17 protein-coding genes are annotated in these 22,080 nt (G+C 72.6%); 5 read left to right on the forward strand and 12 right to left on the reverse strand.

The window, feature by feature from the left end:
- Window positions 1-16: 16 nt before the first annotated feature.
- Entirely contained in the window at window positions 17-1,063 is a 1,047-nt protein-coding gene (locus FHX78_RS36015; protein ID WP_229924210.1) for a trypsin-like serine peptidase, read from the reverse strand.
- 365 nt (window positions 1,064-1,428) lie between these two features.
- Here FHX78_RS36015 and FHX78_RS36020 point away from each other — a divergent pair, with 365 nt between their 5' ends.
- Entirely contained in the window at window positions 1,429-4,170 is a 2,742-nt protein-coding gene (locus FHX78_RS36020; protein ID WP_268257238.1) for an AfsR/SARP family transcriptional regulator, read from the forward strand.
- Between the two features lie 3 nt (window positions 4,171-4,173).
- Here the strand turns inward: FHX78_RS36020 and FHX78_RS36025 are convergent, their stop codons facing one another.
- The 11 genes from FHX78_RS36025 to FHX78_RS38100 form a co-directional block, all read right to left on the reverse strand.
- Window positions 4,174-5,346, reverse strand: coding sequence for a DUF418 domain-containing protein (locus tag FHX78_RS36025; RefSeq protein WP_145872398.1), 1,173 nt, complete (start codon window positions 5,344-5,346; stop codon window positions 4,174-4,176).
- Window positions 5,347-5,408: 62 nt separating this feature from the next.
- The gene (locus FHX78_RS36030) at window positions 5,409-6,422 is read right to left on the reverse strand and encodes an N-acetylmuramoyl-L-alanine amidase (RefSeq protein ID WP_167532032.1); all 1,014 of its coding nucleotides are present in this window, start codon (window positions 6,420-6,422) and stop codon (window positions 5,409-5,411) included.
- Between the two features lie 95 nt (window positions 6,423-6,517).
- Window positions 6,518-7,132: a sigma-70 family RNA polymerase sigma factor gene (locus FHX78_RS36035; RefSeq protein ID WP_145872400.1), complete on the reverse strand. Its 615-nt coding sequence runs from the start codon at window positions 7,130-7,132 to the stop codon at window positions 6,518-6,520.
- A gap of 197 nt (window positions 7,133-7,329) precedes the next feature.
- The gene (locus FHX78_RS38095) at window positions 7,330-7,971 is read right to left on the reverse strand and encodes a DUF4913 domain-containing protein (RefSeq protein WP_145872401.1); all 642 of its coding nucleotides are present in this window, start codon (window positions 7,969-7,971) and stop codon (window positions 7,330-7,332) included.
- 78 nt (window positions 7,972-8,049) lie between these two features.
- Window positions 8,050-9,807 (reverse strand): type IV secretory system conjugative DNA transfer family protein, encoded by a 1,758-nt coding sequence (locus FHX78_RS36045; RefSeq protein WP_145872402.1) that lies wholly within the window; start codon window positions 9,805-9,807, stop codon window positions 8,050-8,052.
- Window positions 9,807-11,324 carry an ATP/GTP-binding protein gene (locus FHX78_RS36050; RefSeq protein WP_373313155.1) on the reverse strand — a complete coding sequence of 506 codons (1,518 nt, stop codon included), beginning with the start codon at window positions 11,322-11,324 and terminating at the stop codon, window positions 9,807-9,809. The genes FHX78_RS36045 and FHX78_RS36050 overlap by 1 nt, the downstream gene beginning before the upstream one ends.
- Window positions 11,321-12,817, reverse strand: coding sequence for an SCO6880 family protein (locus FHX78_RS36055; protein ID WP_145872403.1), 1,497 nt, complete (start codon window positions 12,815-12,817; stop codon window positions 11,321-11,323). Before FHX78_RS36055 ends, FHX78_RS36050 begins: the two co-directional genes overlap by 4 nt.
- Before the next feature lie 54 nt (window positions 12,818-12,871).
- Entirely contained in the window at window positions 12,872-14,092 is a 1,221-nt protein-coding gene (locus FHX78_RS36060) for a hypothetical protein (RefSeq protein ID WP_145872404.1), read from the reverse strand.
- A 1-nt stretch (window position 14,093) separates the two neighbouring features.
- Complete coding sequence (locus tag FHX78_RS36065) at window positions 14,094-14,879, reverse strand: DUF8175 domain-containg protein (protein WP_145872405.1); 786 nt, start codon at window positions 14,877-14,879, stop codon at window positions 14,094-14,096.
- Window positions 14,880-14,899: 20 nt separating this feature from the next.
- On the reverse strand, window positions 14,900-15,175 hold the full coding sequence (locus FHX78_RS36070; RefSeq protein WP_145872406.1) for a hypothetical protein: 276 nt from the start codon (window positions 15,173-15,175) through the stop codon (window positions 14,900-14,902).
- Between the two features lie 317 nt (window positions 15,176-15,492).
- Window positions 15,493-16,095, reverse strand: a complete 603-nt coding sequence (locus FHX78_RS38100) for a DUF6668 family protein (protein ID WP_145872408.1) — start codon at window positions 16,093-16,095, stop codon at window positions 15,493-15,495.
- A 214-nt stretch (window positions 16,096-16,309) separates the two neighbouring features.
- Between FHX78_RS38100 and FHX78_RS36085 the strand changes: the two genes are divergently transcribed.
- From FHX78_RS36085 to FHX78_RS36100, 4 genes are all read left to right on the forward strand, one after another.
- Window positions 16,310-17,611 carry a hypothetical protein gene (locus FHX78_RS36085; protein WP_145872409.1) on the forward strand — a complete coding sequence of 434 codons (1,302 nt, stop codon included), beginning with the start codon at window positions 16,310-16,312 and terminating at the stop codon, window positions 17,609-17,611.
- A gap of 861 nt (window positions 17,612-18,472) precedes the next feature.
- Window positions 18,473-19,087: a sigma-70 family RNA polymerase sigma factor gene (locus tag FHX78_RS36090; protein WP_145872400.1), complete on the forward strand. Its 615-nt coding sequence runs from the start codon at window positions 18,473-18,475 to the stop codon at window positions 19,085-19,087.
- A 28-nt stretch (window positions 19,088-19,115) separates the two neighbouring features.
- Window positions 19,116-20,783: an AfsR/SARP family transcriptional regulator gene (locus FHX78_RS36095; RefSeq protein ID WP_145872410.1), complete on the forward strand. Its 1,668-nt coding sequence runs from the start codon at window positions 19,116-19,118 to the stop codon at window positions 20,781-20,783.
- A 204-nt stretch (window positions 20,784-20,987) separates the two neighbouring features.
- Window positions 20,988-21,938: a hypothetical protein gene (locus FHX78_RS36100; RefSeq protein ID WP_145872411.1), complete on the forward strand. Its 951-nt coding sequence runs from the start codon at window positions 20,988-20,990 to the stop codon at window positions 21,936-21,938.
- Window positions 21,939-22,080 lie beyond the last annotated feature (142 nt).

A 22,080-nucleotide genomic window follows, 5' to 3' on the forward strand; every position in this document is an offset into this window, starting at 1 on the left:
CTGCCGGTCCTGGCCCTCAGGGCACCAGGGCCCCGCTGACCGCCTCGTAGATACGCTGCGCTTCCGGTCCCAGCCTGGGACCGGCCAGCCAGGACGGTTCGTCGGGGCCGATCGAGGTGTTGCTCACCAGGACCGGTGTGCCGTCCTGGGCCTCGATGAACCAGCCGCCGCCCGATGAGCCGCCGGTCATGGTGCAGCCCACTCGGAACATCGTCGGCTCCGCGGCGTCCAGGGACAGACGTCCGGGACGGTCCTGGCAGGTGAACATGCGCTCGCCGTCGAAGGGCGCGGCGGCCGGGTACCCCCAGAGCTGCAGGGCGGCGACCTCCGGCGCGCCCGGCGCGTCGAAGCTGATCGCGGCGGACGCCCCGATCGTCTCCTCCAGGGACGCTCCTCCCGCATCACCCGTGCGCTGGACGCGCAGGACGGCGAAGTCGAACGCGGCTCCCGCGCCGCCCGTGGGAGCACCGCGGGTGATCCACTCCTCGGACGTGCGGGCCGCGTCGGCCCACCACACGCCGAAGGGGGCGGGATCGTCCGCGCCCCGGTCGTTGTAGGACGGAACGAAGACGATGTTCCGGTACCAGCCGCCGTCCGCGCCCGCGTGGACGCAGTGCCCCGCCGTCCACACCAGGTCCGAGGCACCGGGTCGGGCCGCGTCGGTGATCACGGTGGCGGAGCACACCGACGGTCCGTCGGGGGTGTCGAAGAAGAGCTTGCCGATCACGGGCACGGTCTGCTGATAGGGCCGGCCGACCTCCTCCGCCGTCACGGGAGCCGGTTCGGGATCGGAGACACCGCTCGCCGGGTCGCCCGCGTCCTCGGCCACCGGCACATCCCGGCTGGCCGAGTCGCGCATGCGGTCGGAGTCCCACAGACCGTCGATGACGGGGTTGAGGAAGTCGTCGCTTCCGCGCAGCCACGCGGAGTCGTCCCAGTCGCGCCATCGGCCCTCGGCCCACCCCTCGGACGCGCGCGAACCGGTCGTGTCACCGAGGAACCGTGAGGGCACGCCGGAGAGCACCGCTGTCACCGCGGCCACCGCCACGGCACACCCCACCATGATCCATGTCATTCCTCGGCTCACTGCTCAACTCCCCAGTCGACGACCGCGATCGGCCCCGCCGCCCCTCGATGGGCCACGGTGCACGCCTCGTACTACGCGCCCCGGCGCCCCCGGGTTCGTGCGGTCACGCGGGCCGCGCGTCCGTCGCCGCCGGGCCCGCGGTCCTTCCCGCCGGCGCGCAAACCCATCCGCCACCAGCCACGTAGAGATCAGGGACAACGGCGGTGAGCCCGAGCGCGGGGCGGATACGGCACGCGCCCCACCGCCGTCATGAACGGCAGCCCCGGACCCGTGCACAACGGTGAGCGTCCGACGGGGCCGACCTCAGGAGCGAAGTGGACAGCGATGCAGTGCGATTCTGCGTGCTGGGACCTGTCAAGGCCTGGCGCGGAGACACCGAAGTACGGTTGGGCAGCCCGCAGCAGCGTGTGGTGATGGCCTCTCTGCTGATCAGAAGGGGAGCGTACGTTTCCTCGGTGGGGCTGGTGGACGCCGTCTGGGGGCCCAGACCGCCGGCCTCGGCGACCAATGCCCTGCGCGTGTACGTGCACCGGCTGCGCCGTGCCATCGGGCCGGTCGGCGAGGGCGGGCCGTCGATCGAGTCCATCGGCAGCGGCTACCGTCTGCATGTGGTGCCGCAGGCGCTGGACCTCGCCGTGTTCCGGACCGTGCTGACGCGCGCTCAGGACCTCCAGCGCGAGGGAGATCACAAGACGGCCGGCCAGGTGCTGCGTTCCGCGCTGGCCCAGTGGCAGGGCCAGTGTCTGGCCGACCTGCCCGGGGTGTGGGCCCAGACCCAGCGCGCACGGCTCGGCAATCTGCGGCTCGACGCCCTGGACGCGTTGTTCACCAGCGAACTGTGCGTCGGCTCCCATCAAGGGCTCATCACCGAGTTGACCGGTGTGGCCGAGGAGTACCCCTTCGAGGAGCGCTTCCGTGAGCTGCTGATGCTGGCCCTCTACCGTTCCGGCCGGCAGGCGTCGGCGCTGGCGGTGTACGAGGAGACCCGGGAACTGCTGGCGCGTGAACTGGGGATCGGGCCCAGCCCGACGCTCGGTCTCCTTCACCAGCAGATACTCCGCGCCGATCCGGCGCTCCTCGCCGATGCCCCCGCTCTCGCCGAGAAGCACCTCGTCCGGCCTCAGCAGGTGAGCACGGTCCGCATGACCCCTCCCGCGGAGCCGCCCGCTCCGACACGGCTGCCGCGCGAACCGTCCGGCTTCATCGGACGGCAGAAGGAGCAGGCCCTGTTCAGGGAGATGGCCCAGGCGGCGCGCAGTACGGCCTGGACGGGCGGAGTCTGCCTGGTCACAGGGGCTGCCGGGGTCGGCAAGAGCGCGTTCGCCGTCCGCATGGCCCACCAGCTCTCGGCCCACTACCCCGACGGATCGATCCACGTCGACCTGCACGGGTACGGACCGGCCGCGCCACTGCTCCCGGAGCAGGTCCTCGACACCGTGCTGCGGGCCTTCGGGGTCGACACCGCGCGTGTCCCCGCACGGACGGAGGCGCGGGCCGCCCTCTACCGCAGCGTGCTGGCCGGCAAGCGGGCCCTGCTGCTGTTCGACAACGCCGTCGACGCGCGCCAGCTGCGCCGGCTGCTGCCCGGCGCGTCCCCGTCCCTGGTCGTCGCGACCAGCAGGAACCATCTGGCGGACCTGGTGCAGGACGGCGCCCGGCATCTCCGGCTGGAGGCACTGCCCGAGCAGGACGCGCGGGCGCTGCTGCGCAGCCGGCTCGGAGTGCCGCGGACGGTGCGGGAGAAGGAGGCCGAGGGCCGGCTGGTCACCCTGGGCCATCGGCTGCCGACGGCTCTGGGGCGGACGGCGGCCCAGGCCGCGACCCGTAAGGACGTCCTCCTCACCCACCTCGCCGACGAGCTGACGGACGCCGCCTCGCCTCTCTACTGGTTCGGCCAGGAGGGCGAGGGAGCCGACCCGCGCACCCTGCTGTCCTGGTCCTACCGCACCCTGACGCCCCAGGCGGCGCGGCTGTTCCGGTTGATGACCCTGGCGCCCGCGTCCCATCTGTCACCGGGGGCCGTCGCCGCGCTCACCGGTGTGCGGCTGTCCCAGGCGAGGCTGCTGCTGGAAGAGCTCGCCGCGATCCACCTCGTGGAGGAACCGGCGCCGGGCCGCTTCGTGCTGACGGGCCTGCCGCGTGCGTACGCCGCCGACTTACTCAAGGAGAGTGCGGACGGGCACGACAGCCGCCGTGCCGCCGCCCGGTTGTCCACGTATCACGCGGTGACGTCGCACCGCACGGCCTCGGGGTGGGGAACCGAGCTCCCCGCCGCCCCGCCGGCCGTGTCGTCACGGGCGGCGAGCGGTGCGGACGGAGGGGGCGGGAGGTGCGGGACCACCGGGGAGGGGTGTCCCCGGATCGTGCCGGCGCAGGACACGCCACACATCCTCACCCGCTCCACGGACCCGGCCGAGCAGGCACGTGCTCACCAGGACACGGGCCTGAACTACCTCCAGGTGGGCCGGCCGTGCGAGGCCCGTTACCACCTCGTCCGCGCGCTGGCCGCCTTCAGCGACCTCGGTGAACTGCTCGAGACCGCGCGCTGCCACGAGTACCTCGCGCTCGTCGCCCTCCGGCGGGGCAAGGTCACCCAGGCCATCCCCCACGCCCAGGCCGCGGCCAACCACCTCGCCGGGACCCGGGACCGTCCCGCCCTGGCCGGGGCACTGCGACGGCTGGCCGGGCTGTGGGAGCTGAGCGGGAGGCTGACCGAGGCGTCGCGCTGCCACCGGTCCGCGATCACGGTGCTCCGGGAACTGGCCGACACTCCCGCCGAGGCTGCCGCGTGGAACGCTCTCGGGTGCGTTCACCACCGGCTGGGCGACAGGAGCGAAGCGGTGCGCTGCTATCGGCGTGCCCGCGAACTGGAGCAGCGTGCCGGTGCCGTCCGGGCGGCCGAGGACCTCGTCCGCCGGGGCGAGGAGGAACACGCACGCGGCGACGTGTGGGCCGCCCAGGAGTCGTGGATCGTCGCACTCGCCGTGCTGGACGAGTACGACCGGCGGGCGGCGGCGCTCGCACTCGGGCGGATGGAGCGGCTCCTCGGCGAACACGCCGACGCCCCGTTCAGATCGTCGTGATCATCACGGCCGGAGCGCGCCCGGGCCGTCGCGTCGCACGCCACGGCTTCCCCCGACGAGGCTCACCAGCCACTCGGCGGGACCGCGCACGGGCCGCTCGGGGACCCGGCCGCAGGACAGCACGCTGATCCACACCTGTGCCGCGTAGAGCGCCACGCACAGCCCGAGGACGGCGGCACCGCTCCACCTCCCGTACAGGCCGAGTCCCAGCCCGGTGAACAGCGACGCCATGACGAGCGACTGCGTCAGATAGTGCGTCAGGGACAGGCGGCCGGTGACCGCGAGCGCCTCGCAGAGCCGTTTGCCCCGCACCGACCGCCAGAGCAGGAACAGCCCGGCGGCATACGCGGCCGCCAGCAGCGGCGCGGACACGGCGTTCGCCGCCTTCCCTACGTAGATCCACTCACGGCCCAGCGGGCCATGCGTGCACACGGCGGCGAACAGCGCCAGGGGGAGGCCTCCGGCCAGGCCGGTCAGTACGGCGCGGCGCTGCAGCGCGGGCTGTCGCGCGACCTGCTCGGCCAGTCCCCGACGGCCCGCGACGAGCCCGCACAGCATGGCGAAGAGGATGTCCGGGGCCGCGAGCAGCCCGCCGACGACGTACACGCCGGACATCCTCGCGTTCTCGAGGATCGTCTGCGCCGGGCCCTGCTGGTAACGGCCCGCCAGAGCCCGCTCACCGGCCTCCACGGCGGCGATGTCGGCCGCCGTCCACGGGCCGAGCGCCAGACTCCACAGCCCGATCGCCAGCAGCACGCCGACGAACAGGACGAGGAGCCCGCCGGCGACCCACAGCAGGGTGCGCGCGGACACGGACCTCACCAGGATCAGGACCACGCCGAGGACCGCGTAGGTCGTGAGGATGTCTCCTGGGAACAGGACGACCGCGTGGACGGCTCCGAGCGCGAACAGTGCCACCAGACGCCGGACGTGACGGGCGGGCGCATGCCCGCGGGGCAGTGTGAGGGCGAAGCTGTAGCCGAAGACGAAGGAGAACAGCAGGTAGAACTTCATCTCCAGCACGGTGGTGACCAGCAGGGCCGGCAGCCAGTCCGCCCAGAGGCCGCCGTCACCGAGGTGGCCGCGCCGGTGGGCACCGGACAGCAGGAAGGCGTTGACGGGCAGTATCCCCGCCAGCGCGAATCCGCGGAGCGCGTCGATCGCCCGCGTTCGCACGAGCGCCGGTGAGGCATCACCCCGGGGCACCGCCCTCGGGCGGCCCGGCACCGCCGCGCCCCTCATGCGCGGAGGGCCTTCGCGGCCGCGGCGCGTACGTCCTCCACCGGTGTCAGGGTTCCGGGGCATTCCGTCGGCGTCCACGCCCCGTGGGCGTTCACGGGGGAACCGAGTCGGAGGGTCCGGCCCGTGAGCGGGTTGCGGTAGGACAGCGGCGCCCGCGGGTCGAGGCCGTGCATGCGGGACAGGGAGGCCACCAGGGTGGTGACGGACCGCCGAGCGGCGGCGGTGGGTTCGCGCACCGTCATGTCGCCCAGGAGCGCGATACCGATGTTGCCGGTGTTGAAGTCGGCCGTGTGGAAGGCGGTGACGCAGTCGCCCGACGCGTTGTGGGCGATCGTTCCCGGGTCGCCGGAGTCACGGCCCTCGTAGACGCGTCCGGCGGCGTCGACGAGGAAGTGGTAGCCGATGTCGCCCCAGCCGTTGTGTACGGCGTGGAGCTGGAAGATGGCGCGTACCGTGCCCGCCGGGTCGGGGTCGTCGTCGGCCGTGACCGTGTGATGGACCGTCACCGCTTGTACGGGGGCGAACGCACGGGATGCGGTGGTGAGGGAGGGCACCGCCCCCCACTGGCTCCTGCGCACCACCGGAAGATCCGCGAGATCGGGGACCTTCTCGGGGGTGCTGGGCAGGGGCGTCGGCGAGGCGGTGGGCGTCGGCGAGGCGCCGGGGGTCGGAGTGGAACCGTGCACCGTGTCCACGATCACGCCGCTGAGCAGGTCGATGCTCTCCGGATAGGCCAGCTGGTACGCCTCCGCCCCGGGAGCGCGCACCAGCGCCCGGGAGACCGCGCGCCGGCGGACGGGCCTGCGCTCGTCCCGGCCGCAGGGGCACCCGGGCTTCACCCGCATCCACGGTGTCGGAGGAACGGACGTGCCGAGGAAGCGGATCTGCAGGCCTTCGCCGGGGCCGGTCCACGTCAGACCGACGGCGGAGATCGGGAACGGCGACCGCTGCGTCTCGCGGGGGCGGGGAGGTCCGGACGCGGAGGGCGAGCCGGTACCGGGCGACCGCACGGGACGACTTGAGCCGGAAGGGCCGGGAGAGCAGGCGGACAACGCACCCGCCGCTGCGGACAGCAGGAGACCTCGTCGGGACGGGAAGGACAGGTTCATGGTGTGTATCCGCGGTGGGTGAGGGCGTTTTTGAGGGCGCGGAGGGCGAGGTGGGTGCGTGATTTGACGGTGCCCTGGGGGATGCCGAGCTGGTGGGCGGTGTCGGCGACGGAGCGGTCGAGGTAGTGGATGTGGAGGAGGATCTCGCGGTGGGAGGGGGTGAGGTCCTGGAGGGCTTGCAGGACGAGGGATGTGTTGAGGGTGTGTTCGTCGTGTTCGCCGCCGGGGATTTCGGGGGTGTCGGTGTCGCTGGTTTCCGGGGGGCGGGCCTGGCGGGCGCGGTGGGCGTCGATGACGAGGTGGCGTACGACGGTGACGAGCCAGGCGCGGATTCCGTCGGCCTGGGCGTCGAGGATGTCGGCGCGGCGCCAGGCGCGCAGGACGGCTTCCTGGACGATGTCCTCGGCGCGGTGGGTGTCGCCGCCGAGGAGTCCGGTGGCGATGCGCAGCAGGGCGGTGCCGTGTTTGTCGTAGACGGCGCGGATGAAGGTCTGGGGGTCGTGGGCGGGTGGCGGGCCGGCAGGCGGGCCGGGCGGGGGTGGGGCGGGTGTGGTGTCGGCGGGGTCCTCCCGGGGTGTGGGTGTGGCGTGCGCGGCGGCCCTGGGCCTCATGCTGATCTGGTCTCCCCCTCGCGCTGTTCCCGGGCGTGCCAGGGGGCGCGAACGTACGGTGCGTCGGTGTACGACCACCCTGTGCGGGGCCACTTAGCAGCGGATTAACAACCACTTGCCCCAGCCGCCGGCGCGACGCCGGACCATCCGTCCCACGCCGACCGCACGCGGGAGGGGCTCGGTCCCTCCCGCGTGTCCTACTCGGGATCGACCGGCGGGGACTGCTTCACCCGGTGCATGCCGGTCTTGCATCCGGCGAACGGGCCGTTGGGCAGGCGCAGTGACGTCATCACGGGTGTCAGGAAGTCCCGGTGCCAGATGCCGGGTCCCGCGAGCCCGCCCTCCGTGCGGGTGTGTTGCTGCCAGGCCATCCACAGGCCGAAGAGCTGGGCCACCGCTTCCAGGTGTTCCCACCATCGGGGACACCACGGCGCCTGCGAGGTGACCTCCCTGCCGTAGACGGGGAGCAGCAGGTTGTGGACCCAGATCTTCAGACCCGCCAGGGCCTCGAAGAAGGCGTCGCCGCTGAGGTAGAGGATGAAGCCCGGCTGGTTCTCGTCCTTCTCCGGTTCACCGCCCGGTCGCGGGGTGTCACTCACGCCCGGGCCGTCCTGCGTCTCCTGCGGGGGCGACGTGTCGGACCGCTCGGGGACGACGGCGGTCCCCTGCTGTCCCGTTTCCTCCAGCGGGCCGGACCGCTGTGACGGTCCGCTGTCGCCGGGTGCCTCCCGCGGTTCCGGCGCCGGCGAGGGCTCCGTCCGGGTCTCCTCGGGAGGGAGCCGGTGGCCGCCCTGTTCGGAGAGCAGCTTGCTGATGAGAGAAGGTGGCTGGTCCGGCATGTTCCTGTCCTGTCGGTCTGCGGACGCGGCCGCGGTCTGCGGCCGGCCGGTGGGGACGACCCCCGCGCGGGCACGGCCTCACACCATGTCCGGCGCCTGCTCGTGCCACTTCTGCGCCGCCCGTTCGGTGATCGCCTGCACCTCTGCCTTGGCCTGGGCGGAGATCGGTCCGGCGTCGGGTTCCTTGTACCAGGGCCGCAGCCGGATCAGCGCCGGCCGCACTCCTGTCGCCAGCAGCAGGGCGGTGCCCTTGGGCAGTGCCCTGATCTTGTCGGCGGGCATGATCGCTTCCTGCCGGTAGGACATCGACCGTGACGAACCGTCCCTGCTGCGGGACGTGCTGTAGGTCTTCACGTCGTGCTGGCCGACCAGCTTGGACACCTTCTCGACGAAGTCGGCGTCGTCCAGGCCCGCTCCGAGCAGCTTGATGGTCGCCGCGCTCCACAGGGCGTCCATGCCGGCCTCCCCCCACACCCGGCTGCCCTGGCGGTAGCTCTGCAGCAGGGTGACGACGTTGATGCCGCGGGATCCGAGGTGGCTGTAGAGATCGGGCAGGTCGGAGATGCGGCAGACGTTGGCGGCCTCGTCCAGTACGGCGGTCATCGGCGGGTCGAGGCGTCCGCCCATCCGCTCCGCCGCGACGACACCGGCGCGCATGGTGCTGTCCGCGAGGCCCGCGATGATGCCGGCCGCGGAGCCGCCGCCGTCCTTGGACAGCAGGTAGAGGGTGTCGTTGCCCAGGACGTGCTGATGGGGATCGAAGCGCGGCAGGCCGGGGTCGGGCGTGACCCAGGCCGCGATCTCGGGGTCCAGCAGGCAGGAGACGCACTGGCGGGCGGTCTCGTAGATGCCGTCGCGTGTCTCCACCGCGCCGAGCACCGTGCCCTGCAACTGCTCGGCCATCGCCGGCAGTCCGACCTCCTTGAGGAGGTCGATGGGCGCGCGGTCGGCCGGGTCGGCGAGCCAGCCCAGCAGGTCGGTGACCGACGACCGGCTGCGCGAGGCGGCGAGGAACAGCGCGGTCAGGGTGTTCTGGGCGGCGGAGATCCAGAAGTCCTTCTTCGCCGAGTCGTCGTTCACCGAGGCCACGAAGTGCCCGGCCATCCTCCGGGAGTTCTCGATCGTGACGCACTCGGCGAGCATGTCCCACCACATGAGCCGCGGTGTGTGGGCGATGCCCTGGGGATCGAAGGTCCACACGGTGCCGGCCTGTTCCCGGGCGGCCCTGGTGACCGAGTAGACGTCGGACTTGTTGCTGGTGAGGAGCACCGCTCCGCGTGCGCGCAGGACGCGGGGGATGGCGATGCCGGTGGACTTGCCGGCCCGGGGGGCCATGAGGTCGAGTTCGACGTCCTCGTAGGAGGAGCGCAGTTCCGGACCGCCCGGGTCGAGGTCGCCCAGAAGATTGCCGCGGTCGTCGGGCTCCACCTCGGTCACGTCCCTCAGGGAGGGCCGCAGTTGTCTGGCTTTCGCGGCGGCCTCCTTCGGAAGGAGGGCGGCCAGTTCCTTGCGTCCGGCGAGGCCGTTGCGGTGCGGGCCACGCCCCTGGAACCGGCGGACGACGAGTACCACGATCGCGGCCAGGACGAGGGTCACGGCCACGGTTCCCACGACCGCGGCGGCCGGTGACCGCGGCCATGCCGTGCTCGGGCCGACGGACACGATCTCGAAGAACGTCGACAGCCGGAACGGCGGTGGGCGCCACCCTCCGCCGGCCACCGCCACCCCGAGTGTCCCGCCGAACCACACCACGCCGCAGAGGGCGAGGACACTGCCCGCCAGAACCGTGACGGCGAGGGTGACCTGCTCGTCGCCGCCCCTGGCGCCCTGGGCCATCAGTGCGTCCCCTCGTCGTGCCGGGCCGTCCGGGTGGGCGTCCAGCGGGTGTTGGTGTCGTGCAGGTGCCGCTCGGCGTCCGTGATGGCGACCCGGATCGGGATGCCCGGCCTGCCGCCCACCTTGATCAGGAACTTGCCGCGTCCCGGAGGCTCCTCGTGGTCACCGGCACTGGCCCAGCCCGGTGGGGACGACCACGAGGACACCAGGGAGATCTCCCGCTCGGACAGCCCCACGACCCGGCCCAGTTCTTCCATCTCGGTCCGGGGAAGTCCGGCGCACACCACCATTCCCGCGCGTTCCACGAAGCCGCGGGCCTTCGCCTTGTCGGCCTCGCTGCCGAGGGCCTCCGCGTCCTTGAGGGTGTGCGTGATCTTGGCGTCGGCCAGGCCCAGGGACCGGTTGAGGCGGGTGAGCGCGTCGATGCGGTCGACGATGCCGGTCGCCGCCCGCAGCGGACGCCACAGTTCGTCCAGCACGGTGAAGTACCACCGGCGCGGCGCCAGCCCGGCGTCCGCCAGGGCGTGGGACGCGGCGACCGTTCCCAGCCCGTCGGACCAGGCGGCGAGCATCGCTGCGGCGGTGAGCTGGGTGTCGGACTCCCCGATGCGTGAGATGTCGATGCACACGGCCGGGGCGGCCGGGTCGATGCGGGTGGAGGTGGCGGAGGCGAAGGTGCTGCCCAAGGGGCCGTCCAACAGGCCCACCAGTGACCGGTGCAGCGGGTCGACGGCGTCCCGGTAGCGTGCGGTCTCCCCGCGGTCGAGGGTGACGGCACGCACCCGGTCCGGCCCTTCCGCGAGGACGGCCACGAGGTCGGGCAGCAGGACGGGCCTGCCGCCGGACGTGCGTTCCCGCAGCAGGTGCAGGGCCGCCGACAGGACGGACTGCTCGTGGTCGTCCATCGGCCTGCCCCGCACGATCGTCACGAGCGCCGCGACCATGTTCAGCACACGGCCGTGCGCCTCGGCGAGCAGCGCCCGCCCGGCCTCGCCGCCGATCCGGGCCGCCGCCTGCCCCATGGCTCCGGGGTCGAGGACGTTGATGCCGCCGGTGCCGCGGCCGATCGAGATCACCTGGCCGCCCAGGGCGCGCACGGTGTCCGCGTAGTCCGGTTTGAGATCGCCGAGCACGAGTGGGACAACGCCCGTGGCGGCCAGACCGATCAGCATCCGGTTCACCAGGGTGGACTTGCCCAGACCCGGCATGCCCAGCATGAACAGCGAGGGGTTGGAGATGTAGCGGGCCCGGGTGAACCAGGACAGGGGGTCACCGCACACGGTGGCACCGGTCATCAGGTGCTGGCCGAGAGGCACCCCGGTCATGGGCGCTCCCGATCCCGCGGCGAAGGGCCACAGGCCGCAGGCCTGCACCGTGGTGGCGCGCCACATCGTGGGCGGGCTCAGATATCCGACCTGCCCGCCGCCGCGTCCGCTCCAGCCGCGGACGGCGTGGGGCTGGGTGTTCCCGGCCGCCGCCCACGGCTGCTTCGGGTCGGAGCCGTTCTTGCGCGTCACAGCGCCTCCTGCAGGTCGCGCGGGATCATCACGTACTCCCAGGGGAGAATCCCGAGGGGAAGGGTGCAGGTGAACGCGGCGGCCTGCATCCGGTCGGCCGGACGCATCGACACGCGTGCGCCGGCCTGGAGGTTGCGCAGGGTCACCGCCGCGTCGGGCAGTTGCTCCGCGGAGTCCACCGTGATGGTCGCCATCAACGAGAACTCCACGAGGCCGGCGCCCGAGGCCTCCTCGGCCGCGGTCTGCTCGGTCGCCGCGATCTCCGAGGCGGCACGCGCCTGCACCATGCCGCGGCCGCTGCTCGCCATGAACTGGGCCGCACGCCGGTCCGATTCCACGATGCGGGCCGACGTGGCGGGGTCGATGGGCCGGTAGATGAGGGCGATGCGCTTGCGGCGGGTGCCGGCGGCGGGCTCCAGCATGCCGCGCAGGACACCGGATCGGACGGTACCGCGCGGCGCCAGGGTGAGCTGCCACGTGCGGGAGACGCCGGAGTCGTGGTGGTAGGCCCCGACCGTCTCCACGGCGGCGGCCGGTCCCGCGTCCTCCCACTCCAGACCCGTGCCCCCTTGGCCGGTGCGGGCGTGCAGGACGTCGGACGCCACGGCGGGGTCGTAGGCGACGCGGGTGACTTCGGCGATGCGCTCCGCGGACAGCGGTGCGGCGGAACCGCCGCCCGCGCCGACGAGTCCGCTCAGGAGGCCGGGGATGCGGATGGCGAGGTCGGCGATGATCTCCTCGACGGCGCGCTTGTTGCCGGGCGGCATGCGGTAGGTGAGCGTGATGTAGGTGTGCATCTCGGAGGAGGCGGCGGGGTAGGTGCGCACCACCTCCTCCATCACCGAACGGGCCAGCGGGGGCGCGTCGGGGGACACCCGGGGCAGGACCTCCAGCGCGAGCCGGGTTCCCGGGTCGGGGGCCGTCTCGACCACGACGGTCGCGCCCTTGAGGTCGGGTTCGTGGGCCAGCCGTGCCAGCCAGTCCCCCCAGGACGCCACCCACACGTCGACCTGGTCCGGGTCGACCAGGGAACCGCCGTCCGGCTCGCATCCCAGCACGATGCTGTACATGTTGCGGCCGTTGTGGTGGATGACGCCGAACGGCCTGCCGTATGCGTCGTGGCCCTCCGACACCGTCACCCTGCTGAGCAGTCCGGGCGGCCGGAACCGGCCTCCGGGGCGCTGGGACAGGGGTCCGGAGACGTAGATGTGCGAGCCCTTCGACCTGCGTCGCCTCCATCCCACCCGCACGGCCAGCAGCTGGTAGAGGTTGCGGCCGTCCTGGGTGCGCACGACCAGGGGGGTCAGGGCCATCGCGACCGGCACCGCGACCACCACGGCGGCGACCAGTGAGATCAGGGAGAACAGCAGGGTGAGCACCAGCCCGCCGAACACACCGACGGTGCCGAGCATGCCGAACGGGCCGAGTCCGGGCCGGCGGGGCCGGCGCCAGTTGCCATAGGTCGGGTGCGTCACTGAGGGGTGTGCTGTCACGTGGGTTCCTCTTCGGGGAGGACCGCCGGCGCCGGGCGCCGGCGGCCGTCTGGTCTAACGGTTGTGTCCTGCGGCGCCGTCGGAGCCGTCCAGTGAGTGCGCCGTCGCTTTCATGGCGCCCTTGGCCACCGTCGCCGCCGCGCCGAGAGCCGCGGCGCCCACGGCGGCGCCCGGCGCGGAACCGCCGCCGCCCCCACCGCCCGCACCGGACGGCCCGGCCGGGGCCTGACCGCCGCCGCCCGGACGGCCGCCGTCGGCCGCTGCCGCGGCCTGCTTGCCGACCGCGCCGACGGCACCCGCCACCGCCGCGGGCGGCGAGGAGGGTGAACTCGGCGCTCCGGACGCTCCGGACGCCCCCGACGCACCGGCGCCCATGCCGCCCGACAGGCCCGGCATGAGCGAACGCGCTCCACTGGCGATCGCTCCGGGCGCCGCCATCGCCGCGGCCCCCATGGGGTTGCTGGTGCCGAGTGCGGCCGTCGCCGGGACGACCAGCTTGAGCAGGGCCGGGAGCGCGATTGCCGACAGCAGCATCACGCCGATGCCGGCGATCCGCGTGTGGACGTCGCTGGTCCCGGTGTCCGCCGTCATCGTCGATCCGGCGTAGATCACCAGCGCCGCCGCCGGCTTGTACAGCAGCCAGGCGACCAGCCAGCCGATGTGCTTGCGCCACCAGCCGCTGCCCCAGTCGGTCATCGACGCGGCCGCCGCCAGGGGCAGTGTTCCGAGCAGGAGCACCATGACACCGAGCCGGATGTAGAGCAGCAGGGTGTGGACGATCGCCGCCACCAGCAGCAGCAGCGCGACGATCAGCAGCAGGAACTTCTCCAGGCCCCCGTTGCTGCCGCACGCGATGCTGCTGAGCTGTTCCTGGGCTCCCACCGCGAAGAGGTGGTCCGCGTACCGGTCGGAGAGACTGGCGAGCGCCGTGACGACCGCGGTGCCCGCACCCGCCACCAGGATCACGCGCGCGAGACCGCGCAGAGCGGTGAAGCCTGCCTCGCCCCTGCGTTCCATCGCCATACGGACGGCTGCGACGATCAGTGAGGCGATGGCCGCGTACACGACGACCCATTGGGTCTGGGCGCTGACGCTCTCGGCGGAGTCGTCGCTGGAGATGGTGGGGATCTTCTCGATCAGAGCGCCGTACACGTTGATCGCGGCGGCCATGATGAGACGCGCGATCAGTTCGACGATCTTTCCGATGGGATCGGCGAGGAACTGGAAGAAGCCGACCACCGGGTTCGGGTCGGTGGGGGAGACGATGCACGCCATGTCAGAGTCTCCACAGCTCGAATGACCCGCCGTTGGCGGTGGGGGCGAGGTCCGAGAACAGCGAACCGTCCGGCTGTGCGACGGCCTTCCAGTCGCCGTCGTGCCACCGGAGGACGACCTCCGTCGAATACAGGGACGTCCCCCCGCCGGCCCGCAGGAGCAGCCGCACCCTGGCCTCCGTGGGGGAGTAGTCGTTCACCGCGTAACCGGCGTACGAGGAACGGGGGCCGTCACCGGCCCTCCGGCCGTCGGCGGCCGAGCGCAGGGAGACGAGGAAGTCCCGGGACCGGCCGGGCACCACCTGTTCCTCCACCACTGACCGCCAGGCCCCGCCCGACATCTGCGTGGGGATGACGTGGGCGGCCATTACCGCGCCCATCGGCGTGCGGGCGAAGCACCACCACACCGGCCCGCCGGCCAGCGTGGGCCCGGCGGAGGCACTGGTCGGCACGCTGTCCCCGGCCAGCTGCCGCCAGCTCACGTCGCGCGGAGGCGCCCCCGGCAGCTTCGTCGCGGTGTCGTCGGTACGGCAGCCGTCGCGTCGGACGGGACCGGCGCCGCCCCCTGCACCCGCGGCCCGTACCAGGGGCTGGGAGCTTCCCAGATCGACGCTCTCCCCCCGGGCCGGGGCGCCCGCCCCGCCGGAGAACGCGGCGAGAACCGCCCCGACGACGGCCAGCGCCAGGAACGCCGCGGCCGCCTGCCAGCCGCGCTGCTGCCAGTACGGTCCCTTGACGGGCTCCGGCGCCTTCGACGCGGCCCTGCTTCGTGCGGTGGATCCCGGCATCAGTATCAGCCCCGGCCCACTCAGAACATGAAGGTGATCAGTGGTCCGGCGGCGGCGACCAGTGCCGAACCGACCAGTACCATCCCCAGACGGCTCATGTGCTCGGAGCTTTCGCCGCGCCGCATCGACACCGCCATCATGGCCCCGGTGATCAGGATGCCGGCGACGCCCGCCGCCGTACCCGCCCAGGCCGCGATGCCCAGGACCACTCCGACCTTGTCGATGAGCGTGTCGGGAGCCTGCCGGGTCACTGTCGGCACCGGAGCGGCGACGAGGACCGTGTGTATCACTGACATTGTTCTTCCTTGCGTGTGAATGGGCCGTTCAGAGGGTCAGAGATCCGAGGGCCTGGACGAGAGGGCCCGCGGAAGCGGCGAGGACGCACGCGATCATGACGATGGTCAGACCTCGCAGGTGTTCCGCCTTCTCTCCGGGGACTCCGTGCCGCAACTGGAGCGACATCAGAATCCCGACCGTGAGAATGCCGAAGACGCCGGCTGCCGTGGCGCACCAGGCGAGCACTCCGAGGAGAAAGCCTGCTTCGGGCCCCGGATCGAAAGCCGCCAATGTCATTCAGTACCGTCCGACGGAGGAGAAGGAGGAATGCGGGGATTCATGCGGGAGGGCCTATGAGGTCGGCGAGCGCCAGCACTTCCCTGGGCGGCTGACCGGGTCTCGTTCCCAGGCGCCAGGCAGGAACCCAGGGCACCCGGTGCACGGTGGCCACCGAGCCGAGCACCCGTACACGACGCGCGAGTTCGGCGGGCAGCCGGCCCGGGGCGTCCGCGACGAGGACGACCGCGGCCGCCTCCGCGGCCGGTGCGGGCGCCGCGGTGCGAAGGGCGTCGAGGACGCTCGAGGCCGCCTGGATACCGGAGGCATGGGTGCGTGCGACCACGATCATGCGGGCGGGTTCTCCGCGTGCGGGATCGGGCCAGCGCACTCCCACGTCGGCGCCTCCGAGCAGCCTGGCCAGGGTCGTGCAGCCCGCTCCCCCGTGCGCGCCGACCCAGCTGACGGCCGCGCCAGGAAACCGCGTGGCGGACGGCAGCCGAGCCGGCTCCGCCCCGGCGGGCGCGGCGGAGGGGTCGCCCGGGCGAACGGAGGGCCGTGCGGCGGGTGCCGGGCCGTCGGAGGGGGCGGGAACGACGGATTGCTCTTCCATCGGCCCCCGGACCCACGACATGGGGCCCCTCTTCCCGGACACGGCAGCCATCTCTGGCCCTCCCTCTGGACTGTCGGACACTGCGGGTGAACTGGCCCGCCCTGGCAGCCGTTTCCCGAGTGAAGCGTGAGCCGCTGCCTACGAACTGGCTTACGGGGGGTGCGCCGACGGGGTTCACGAGGAATCCGACGACCGGCGCCGCTCCTCGAACCGGGCGGTACGGGCCGCGATCCGCCACGATCTCCCAACCCCCGGAAGGTGCCGGATGAAGATCAGGAAGAAACAGGAAGGACTGCCTTCCCAGGACGACGGCGCGGCGGCGGACGCCGGAATGGACGTCTCCGTCATCCTGCTGCCGTCGGGTGTGCCCTTCATCAACGGCAACCGCGTGCCCGTGCCGGAGGGCAGGGAGCCGGAGGAGATGGTGCTCGACACCCTGTACGAACTGGCGCGGACCCACGGTGCCCCCGTGAGGGCGCAGATCGACAACAGGCAGGAGCGCTACACCGCGGTCGTGCAGATCGCCTCCGACGGCTCCAGCCGCCTGCTCGCGCACTCGGGAGCACCGGAGCAGACCGCGGATCCGTCCGTCGCGGCGGACGCCCCACCTGCGACCGGCGCTCCGGACTCACCCGTCACACCGGCTCACCAGGCACCTTCGCCCGAGGCCGCCGCCCCGCCGCCCGCAGTGGCGGACGCCCCGGAGCCGAACTCGCGGCCCGGGCGTCCGGCGCCGCCGTCCGGGACGGAGGCGGAGCACGGACAGGCGTGGCCGCAGACCGGCACCGCCGGCCAGGCGGACGACGGATCCGTTCCCCGGACCGCCCCTGCCCCGCCCGCACATGAACCCCGGCCCGGCTCCGGGCCGGCACCGTTCCCCACCGGGCCGGAACGGACACCGGAGGCCGGGAACGGGCATGCCGCCGCCGGACCGGCGCCGGACCGGCGACGGACCGCGCCGGCCGACCGCGCCGCGACGGACCCGAAGTCCTCCGACGCGCCCGCGGGCCGGACGGAACCGGCCGGATCGCAAGTGCCGCGGGGAGCAGTCGCAGAGGAGGAAGGAAAGGAGGAATCAGCCGTACCCGCCGGGGGGCACCGGGAGGCGGTCTCCGGCGACACCGCCCTCGGCGAGATGTTCGCTCTCGTCAACGAGGCGATCGCCCGCAATGACGTCGCGGAAGCCCACGCGGTCAGTGTGCGGCTGCGGGAGATGTCGGAGCGCGCGTATCGGCGCCGGCATCCGGACCTCTGGACGGTCATCGGGCTGGAGGCGTACACGGCCCTGCTGGCCCGTCACTTCCTGCGTGCCATGGCCCTGTCCCTGGAACTCGCGGACATGAGGCGCGAGGCGGCGGACCCCGCTGCGTGGCAGGACCTCTGGCAGGCCGCCCTGGCCTGGGACGGCCTGGAGGACCGCCGTGCGGCTACGGCGCTGGGCCGGACGTTCGTCGCGCTGTGGGCACGTCTCGCCGCCGACGGCCCCGCGCCCCCGGAGCTCGCGCATCTGCTGGAACGGGTCCGGCGGAACATCCACGCCTGCCTGTGGGGCCAGACGCCGCAGTGACAGCCGTGCGCGGACGGCCTGTTGCCTGGGGGAGCCAGGCGCCCGGCTCATCGTGGTGAGGCGTCGGACGGCACCGGTGTCGTGTGCCCGCGCTCGGCGGGCGGGCGTCTTCCGTCCGGCGCCCACCCGCCGAGCTGTTCCCGCCGAGGCCGGCGGGTCGGGTGACAGCGGCCTCGTGCCGGGCACGACGGGACCGCGGCACGTCGCGTCGAAGGCGCTAACGCCCGGAGGCCCGGGCAGGCGCGGTTGTCCCTCGATCGTTCTGCGAAGGGGTGTGGGCCGGAACTCCTGTGGCCGGCGTGCTGGTGTGCCCCTGCTGCGGCGTCCCGGGCACAGCACCCGGTACTGCCTGCAGTGCCGCCGCACGCACGCTGTCGGTCACCACTTCGTCGTAGGAAGGGAGCCTGGAACCGCCCACGGGCGCGAATCCGGAGTCGATGACCTCCCGGCGTACGCGTTCGATCTCGGCGTTCTGCTCCGCGAGCGCGGCCTGCTGGTGCCGGGAAGCCTGCGGCACATAGATCGGTAGGGGCTCGTTCCGGTTCGGCATGTGAACTCGTCCTTCGGTGATGTGCAGATCATGGAGCATGGGCTGAGAGGGCGATTCCGCCCGCCGCCTGCTGGACGTCGTGCGCGTGCCCAGGATGGCCCCGGGGCCGTTAACCCTTCCTTGCCGATCCCGACCGACGAGTTCTGTATCCAGCCGGACGAGCCCGGCTTCCGTGACTGGTCCCCGGCTGGGGCAAGTGGTTGTTAATCCGCTGCTAAGTGGCCCCGCACAGGGTGGTCGTACACCGACGCACCGTACGTTCGCGCCCCCTGGCACGCCCGGGAACAGCGCGAGGGGGAGACCAGATCAGCATGAGGCCCAGGGCCGCCGCGCACGCCACACCCACACCCCGGGAGGACCCCGCCGACACCACACCCGCCCCACCCCCGCCCGGCCCGCCTGCCGGCCCGCCACCCGCCCACGACCCCCAGACCTTCATCCGCGCCGTCTACGACAAACACGGCACCGCCCTGCTGCGCATCGCCACCGGACTCCTCGGCGGCGACACCCACCGCGCCGAGGACATCGTCCAGGAAGCCGTCCTGCGCGCCTGGCGCCGCGCCGACATCCTCGACGCCCAGGCCGACGGAATCCGCGCCTGGCTCGTCACCGTCGTACGCCACCTCGTCATCGACGCCCACCGCGCCCGCCAGGCCCGCCCCCCGGAAACCAGCGACACCGACACCCCCGAAATCCCCGGCGGCGAACACGACGAACACACCCTCAACACATCCCTCGTCCTGCAAGCCCTCCAGGACCTCACCCCCTCCCACCGCGAGATCCTCCTCCACATCCACTACCTCGACCGCTCCGTCGCCGACACCGCCCACCAGCTCGGCATCCCCCAGGGCACCGTCAAATCACGCACCCACCTCGCCCTCCGCGCCCTCAAAAACGCCCTCACCCACCGCGGATACACACCATGAGCGCCGGGTGGGCAGGTGCATCGCTGTCATGAACGACACCGCCGGACAGGTCTTCCGCGTCCTCGGCCCGGTACGCGCCCATCGCGGGGACCGGGAGCTCGTGCTCGGTCCTCCCCGACGCCGGGCCGTCCTTGCCGTACTCCTGCTGCAGGCCGGGAAGTACGTACCGTTCGTCGACGTGATCGACGCGGTGTGGGGGGACGAGAGGCCGTCGTCCGCGCTGACGTCCCTGCAGACGCATGTCCACCACCTCCGCCGGGCATTCGCGGACGGCGGGCGCGACGAGGCGCGCATCGAAACGGTGCGCGCCGGCTACCAGATGCACCTGCCCGAAGACGCTCTCGATCTGCTGATGTTCCAGAAGATGGCCGCCGAGACCACGCGCCTGCGGGAGCGGGGCCACTACGCGGAGGCGGCCCTCGCCGCCCGCGAAGCGCTCGACCTGTGGCGCGGGGAGCCTCTGCCCGACCTGACGGGCCCGTACATCACCCGGCAGCGCCAGCGGTTGACCGCCATGCGGTTGTCCGTCACCGAGGAGAAACTGGCCGCCGCCATCGAGGCCGGTGAACTCGTGGACTCGTCGGCCGAACTGGAACAACTGGTGGCGGACCACCCGCTCGACGAACGCTTCCGGGAACTGCTGATGCTGACCCGGTACAGGGCCGGACGCCCGGCGGACGCGCTGCGGGTCTACCGGCAGGCCCAGATCACGCTCGCGAGGGAACTGGGTGTGGACCCGGGTCCCGCGCTGCAGCGCCTGCGCTCGCACATCATGGAGTCCCTGTCCCAGGCGCAACCCGCCGACCGGCCGTACCGGCCGGTGCGCGCGACCTCTCTCGTACCTCACCAGCTTCCGGCGCCTCCCGAGTGCCTGTGGGGGCGTGACGACACGCTGGCCGAGGTCAGACGCGTCGCCCTGGGGACGGCCGGGCCGGTGCCGATCATCTGTGTCCAGGGCGCGGCAGGGGTGGGCAAGACCGCGCTGGCCCTTACGGTCGCCCATGAGCTGGCTCATCTGTGCCCCGACGGACAGCTCTACGCGGACCTGGGCGAGGACGGGGCCGTGTCCTCGCAGGACGTCACGCCAGGGCCCGACGCCGTCGTACAGGCGTGGAGAGCGCAGTTGGAGCCCTTCCCGCGGGCCGAGGACGGCGACCGGCGGACGCTGAGCGAGGTGGTGGCGGACCGGCGGCTGCTGCTGATGCTGGACAACGCCGTCAGTACGCGGCAAGTGCGTGAGTTGCTGCCGGTGACGACCCGCTGTGTCGTCGTCGTGACCAGCAGGAGCGTTCTCCACGGACTGATCGCGATGGACGGGGCGCACCATCTCCCCCTGCGCCCGCTCTCCCATCAGGCCTCGTGCGAGATGCTCGCGCACCGCATCGGCCGGACCCGTGCGGCCGCCGAGGCCGCCGCCGTCCGGGAGCTGGCGGGTCACTGCCTGGGAGTGCCGCTGGCGCTCTCGGCCGTCGCCGCGTACGCCGTCACCCATCCCGGGTTCCCGCTGTCGGACATCGCTCAGCACGTCGAGGCCGGCTGGCTGGATCCCTTCCGCGGACTGACCGCGCCCTTCGCACCCGCTCCGGTCCTGCCGGGTGGCGCAGGGGCCTCGCCGGTGTCCACGGACCCGACGGCGAGTACGGAACCACCGGTGAACCCGCTCCGAACGGGACCCGTAGGAAAGGGAGACCGATAACCCGGTCCACGGAACATCCGGGCCTGGCGCCTTTCCCCCCCGGCAGCGCCAGGCCCGGATGTCTACGGTCTCGGGCTCCCGACCGGCCTCCTGCCGCTGGTGGAACACCGGGTGAGGCGGACGGCAAGAGCTCGTTAAGAGGCGTGCTGCACGCTCTGCGCAATCGCCATTGATCGTCCATTCGCCTGACGAGGAGTCGGCACGATGTCAGTCAGTCGAGCGGCAGGGCGCGTCACCCCTCCGCAGCACGTCGGTCCGGTCGCCTTCGCGGCGTCCCTGCCCCAGCCGCCGCGGCCCGCCCCGGCGGCTTCCGGTGAGCCGGTCAAGTCACTCGCGGAACGTGTGGTGGACGCCGTCGCCGAAGGAATCAACCCGGTCGTGCTCGCCGCGGCGGCCATGACGCACGATCCGAGGGTGCGCGGCATCGGCGTGGCCCTTGGGGCCCTTCCTCATGCCGTTGACCTCTACCGCGAGGTCCGGGATCTGCACGCGCAGTGGAAGAACCCGCCGGAGACGGAGGAGGGCCGGGCGGCGACCAGGAGCGCGGCTGGTGCCAACGAGGCGACGTGGGCCCGTGCGGCCACGCTCCTCGCGAGCGTCGTGGGAGACGTCGTGTGGGGCCTGGGCGCCGCGAACGGAGGCGTCAGCGCCCAGCGGGGCGAGACCGACGCCATGAAGGCGGGCTGGTACCTGGCGGCCGCCGGAATCGCCGTGTCGGGTGCCGCCACCGCGGTCGACCGGCTCGTCGCCCCGGGGGAGATCAACGACAGGGTCGTCTCTTCCGTCACCGATACCCTGCTGTACCCCTTCCTCCTCTCCGCCGCCCTGATGCAGGACGACCGTGAGACGAGGGCGCTCGGCATCGCCTCCATCAGTGCCATCGGCGCGCGGCAGATGGCTACGGCCCACACCCCGGCGCAGGTCGCCTCCGGGGCCCTGACGGCGTCGGGCGCGATGCTGTGGGCCGCCGGCTCGCTGAAGCGCGTCGGCGCCGTCTCGGCCGGCGGACTGGGTCTCCTGACGCTGGCGGCGGCGGCCAAGGTCCTGCCTCTGCCCCGGCAGCAGTCCCGGATGCCGCAAGACCTCGAGGCGGGGACGGCGTCGCCGACGGCTCCCGCGACGCAGGGTGAGACCCCCCGCGTCCGTTCCAGGTGAGCTCGCGGGCGTACCGAACGACTTCCGCCTGAGAAACAGGCGGACTGCCCCATCCGACCCATCATCCATACGATTCAGGAGTCCCTTGTGCCCACTCCCCCTCCCCCTCCGCCCGCATCCGCCAACCCCCCCGCCAAGAAGG

The sequence above is a fragment of the Streptomyces capillispiralis genome (genome assembly GCF_007829875.1).
In the GTDB taxonomy this organism is placed as follows: domain Bacteria; phylum Actinomycetota; class Actinomycetes; order Streptomycetales; family Streptomycetaceae; genus Streptomyces; species Streptomyces capillispiralis.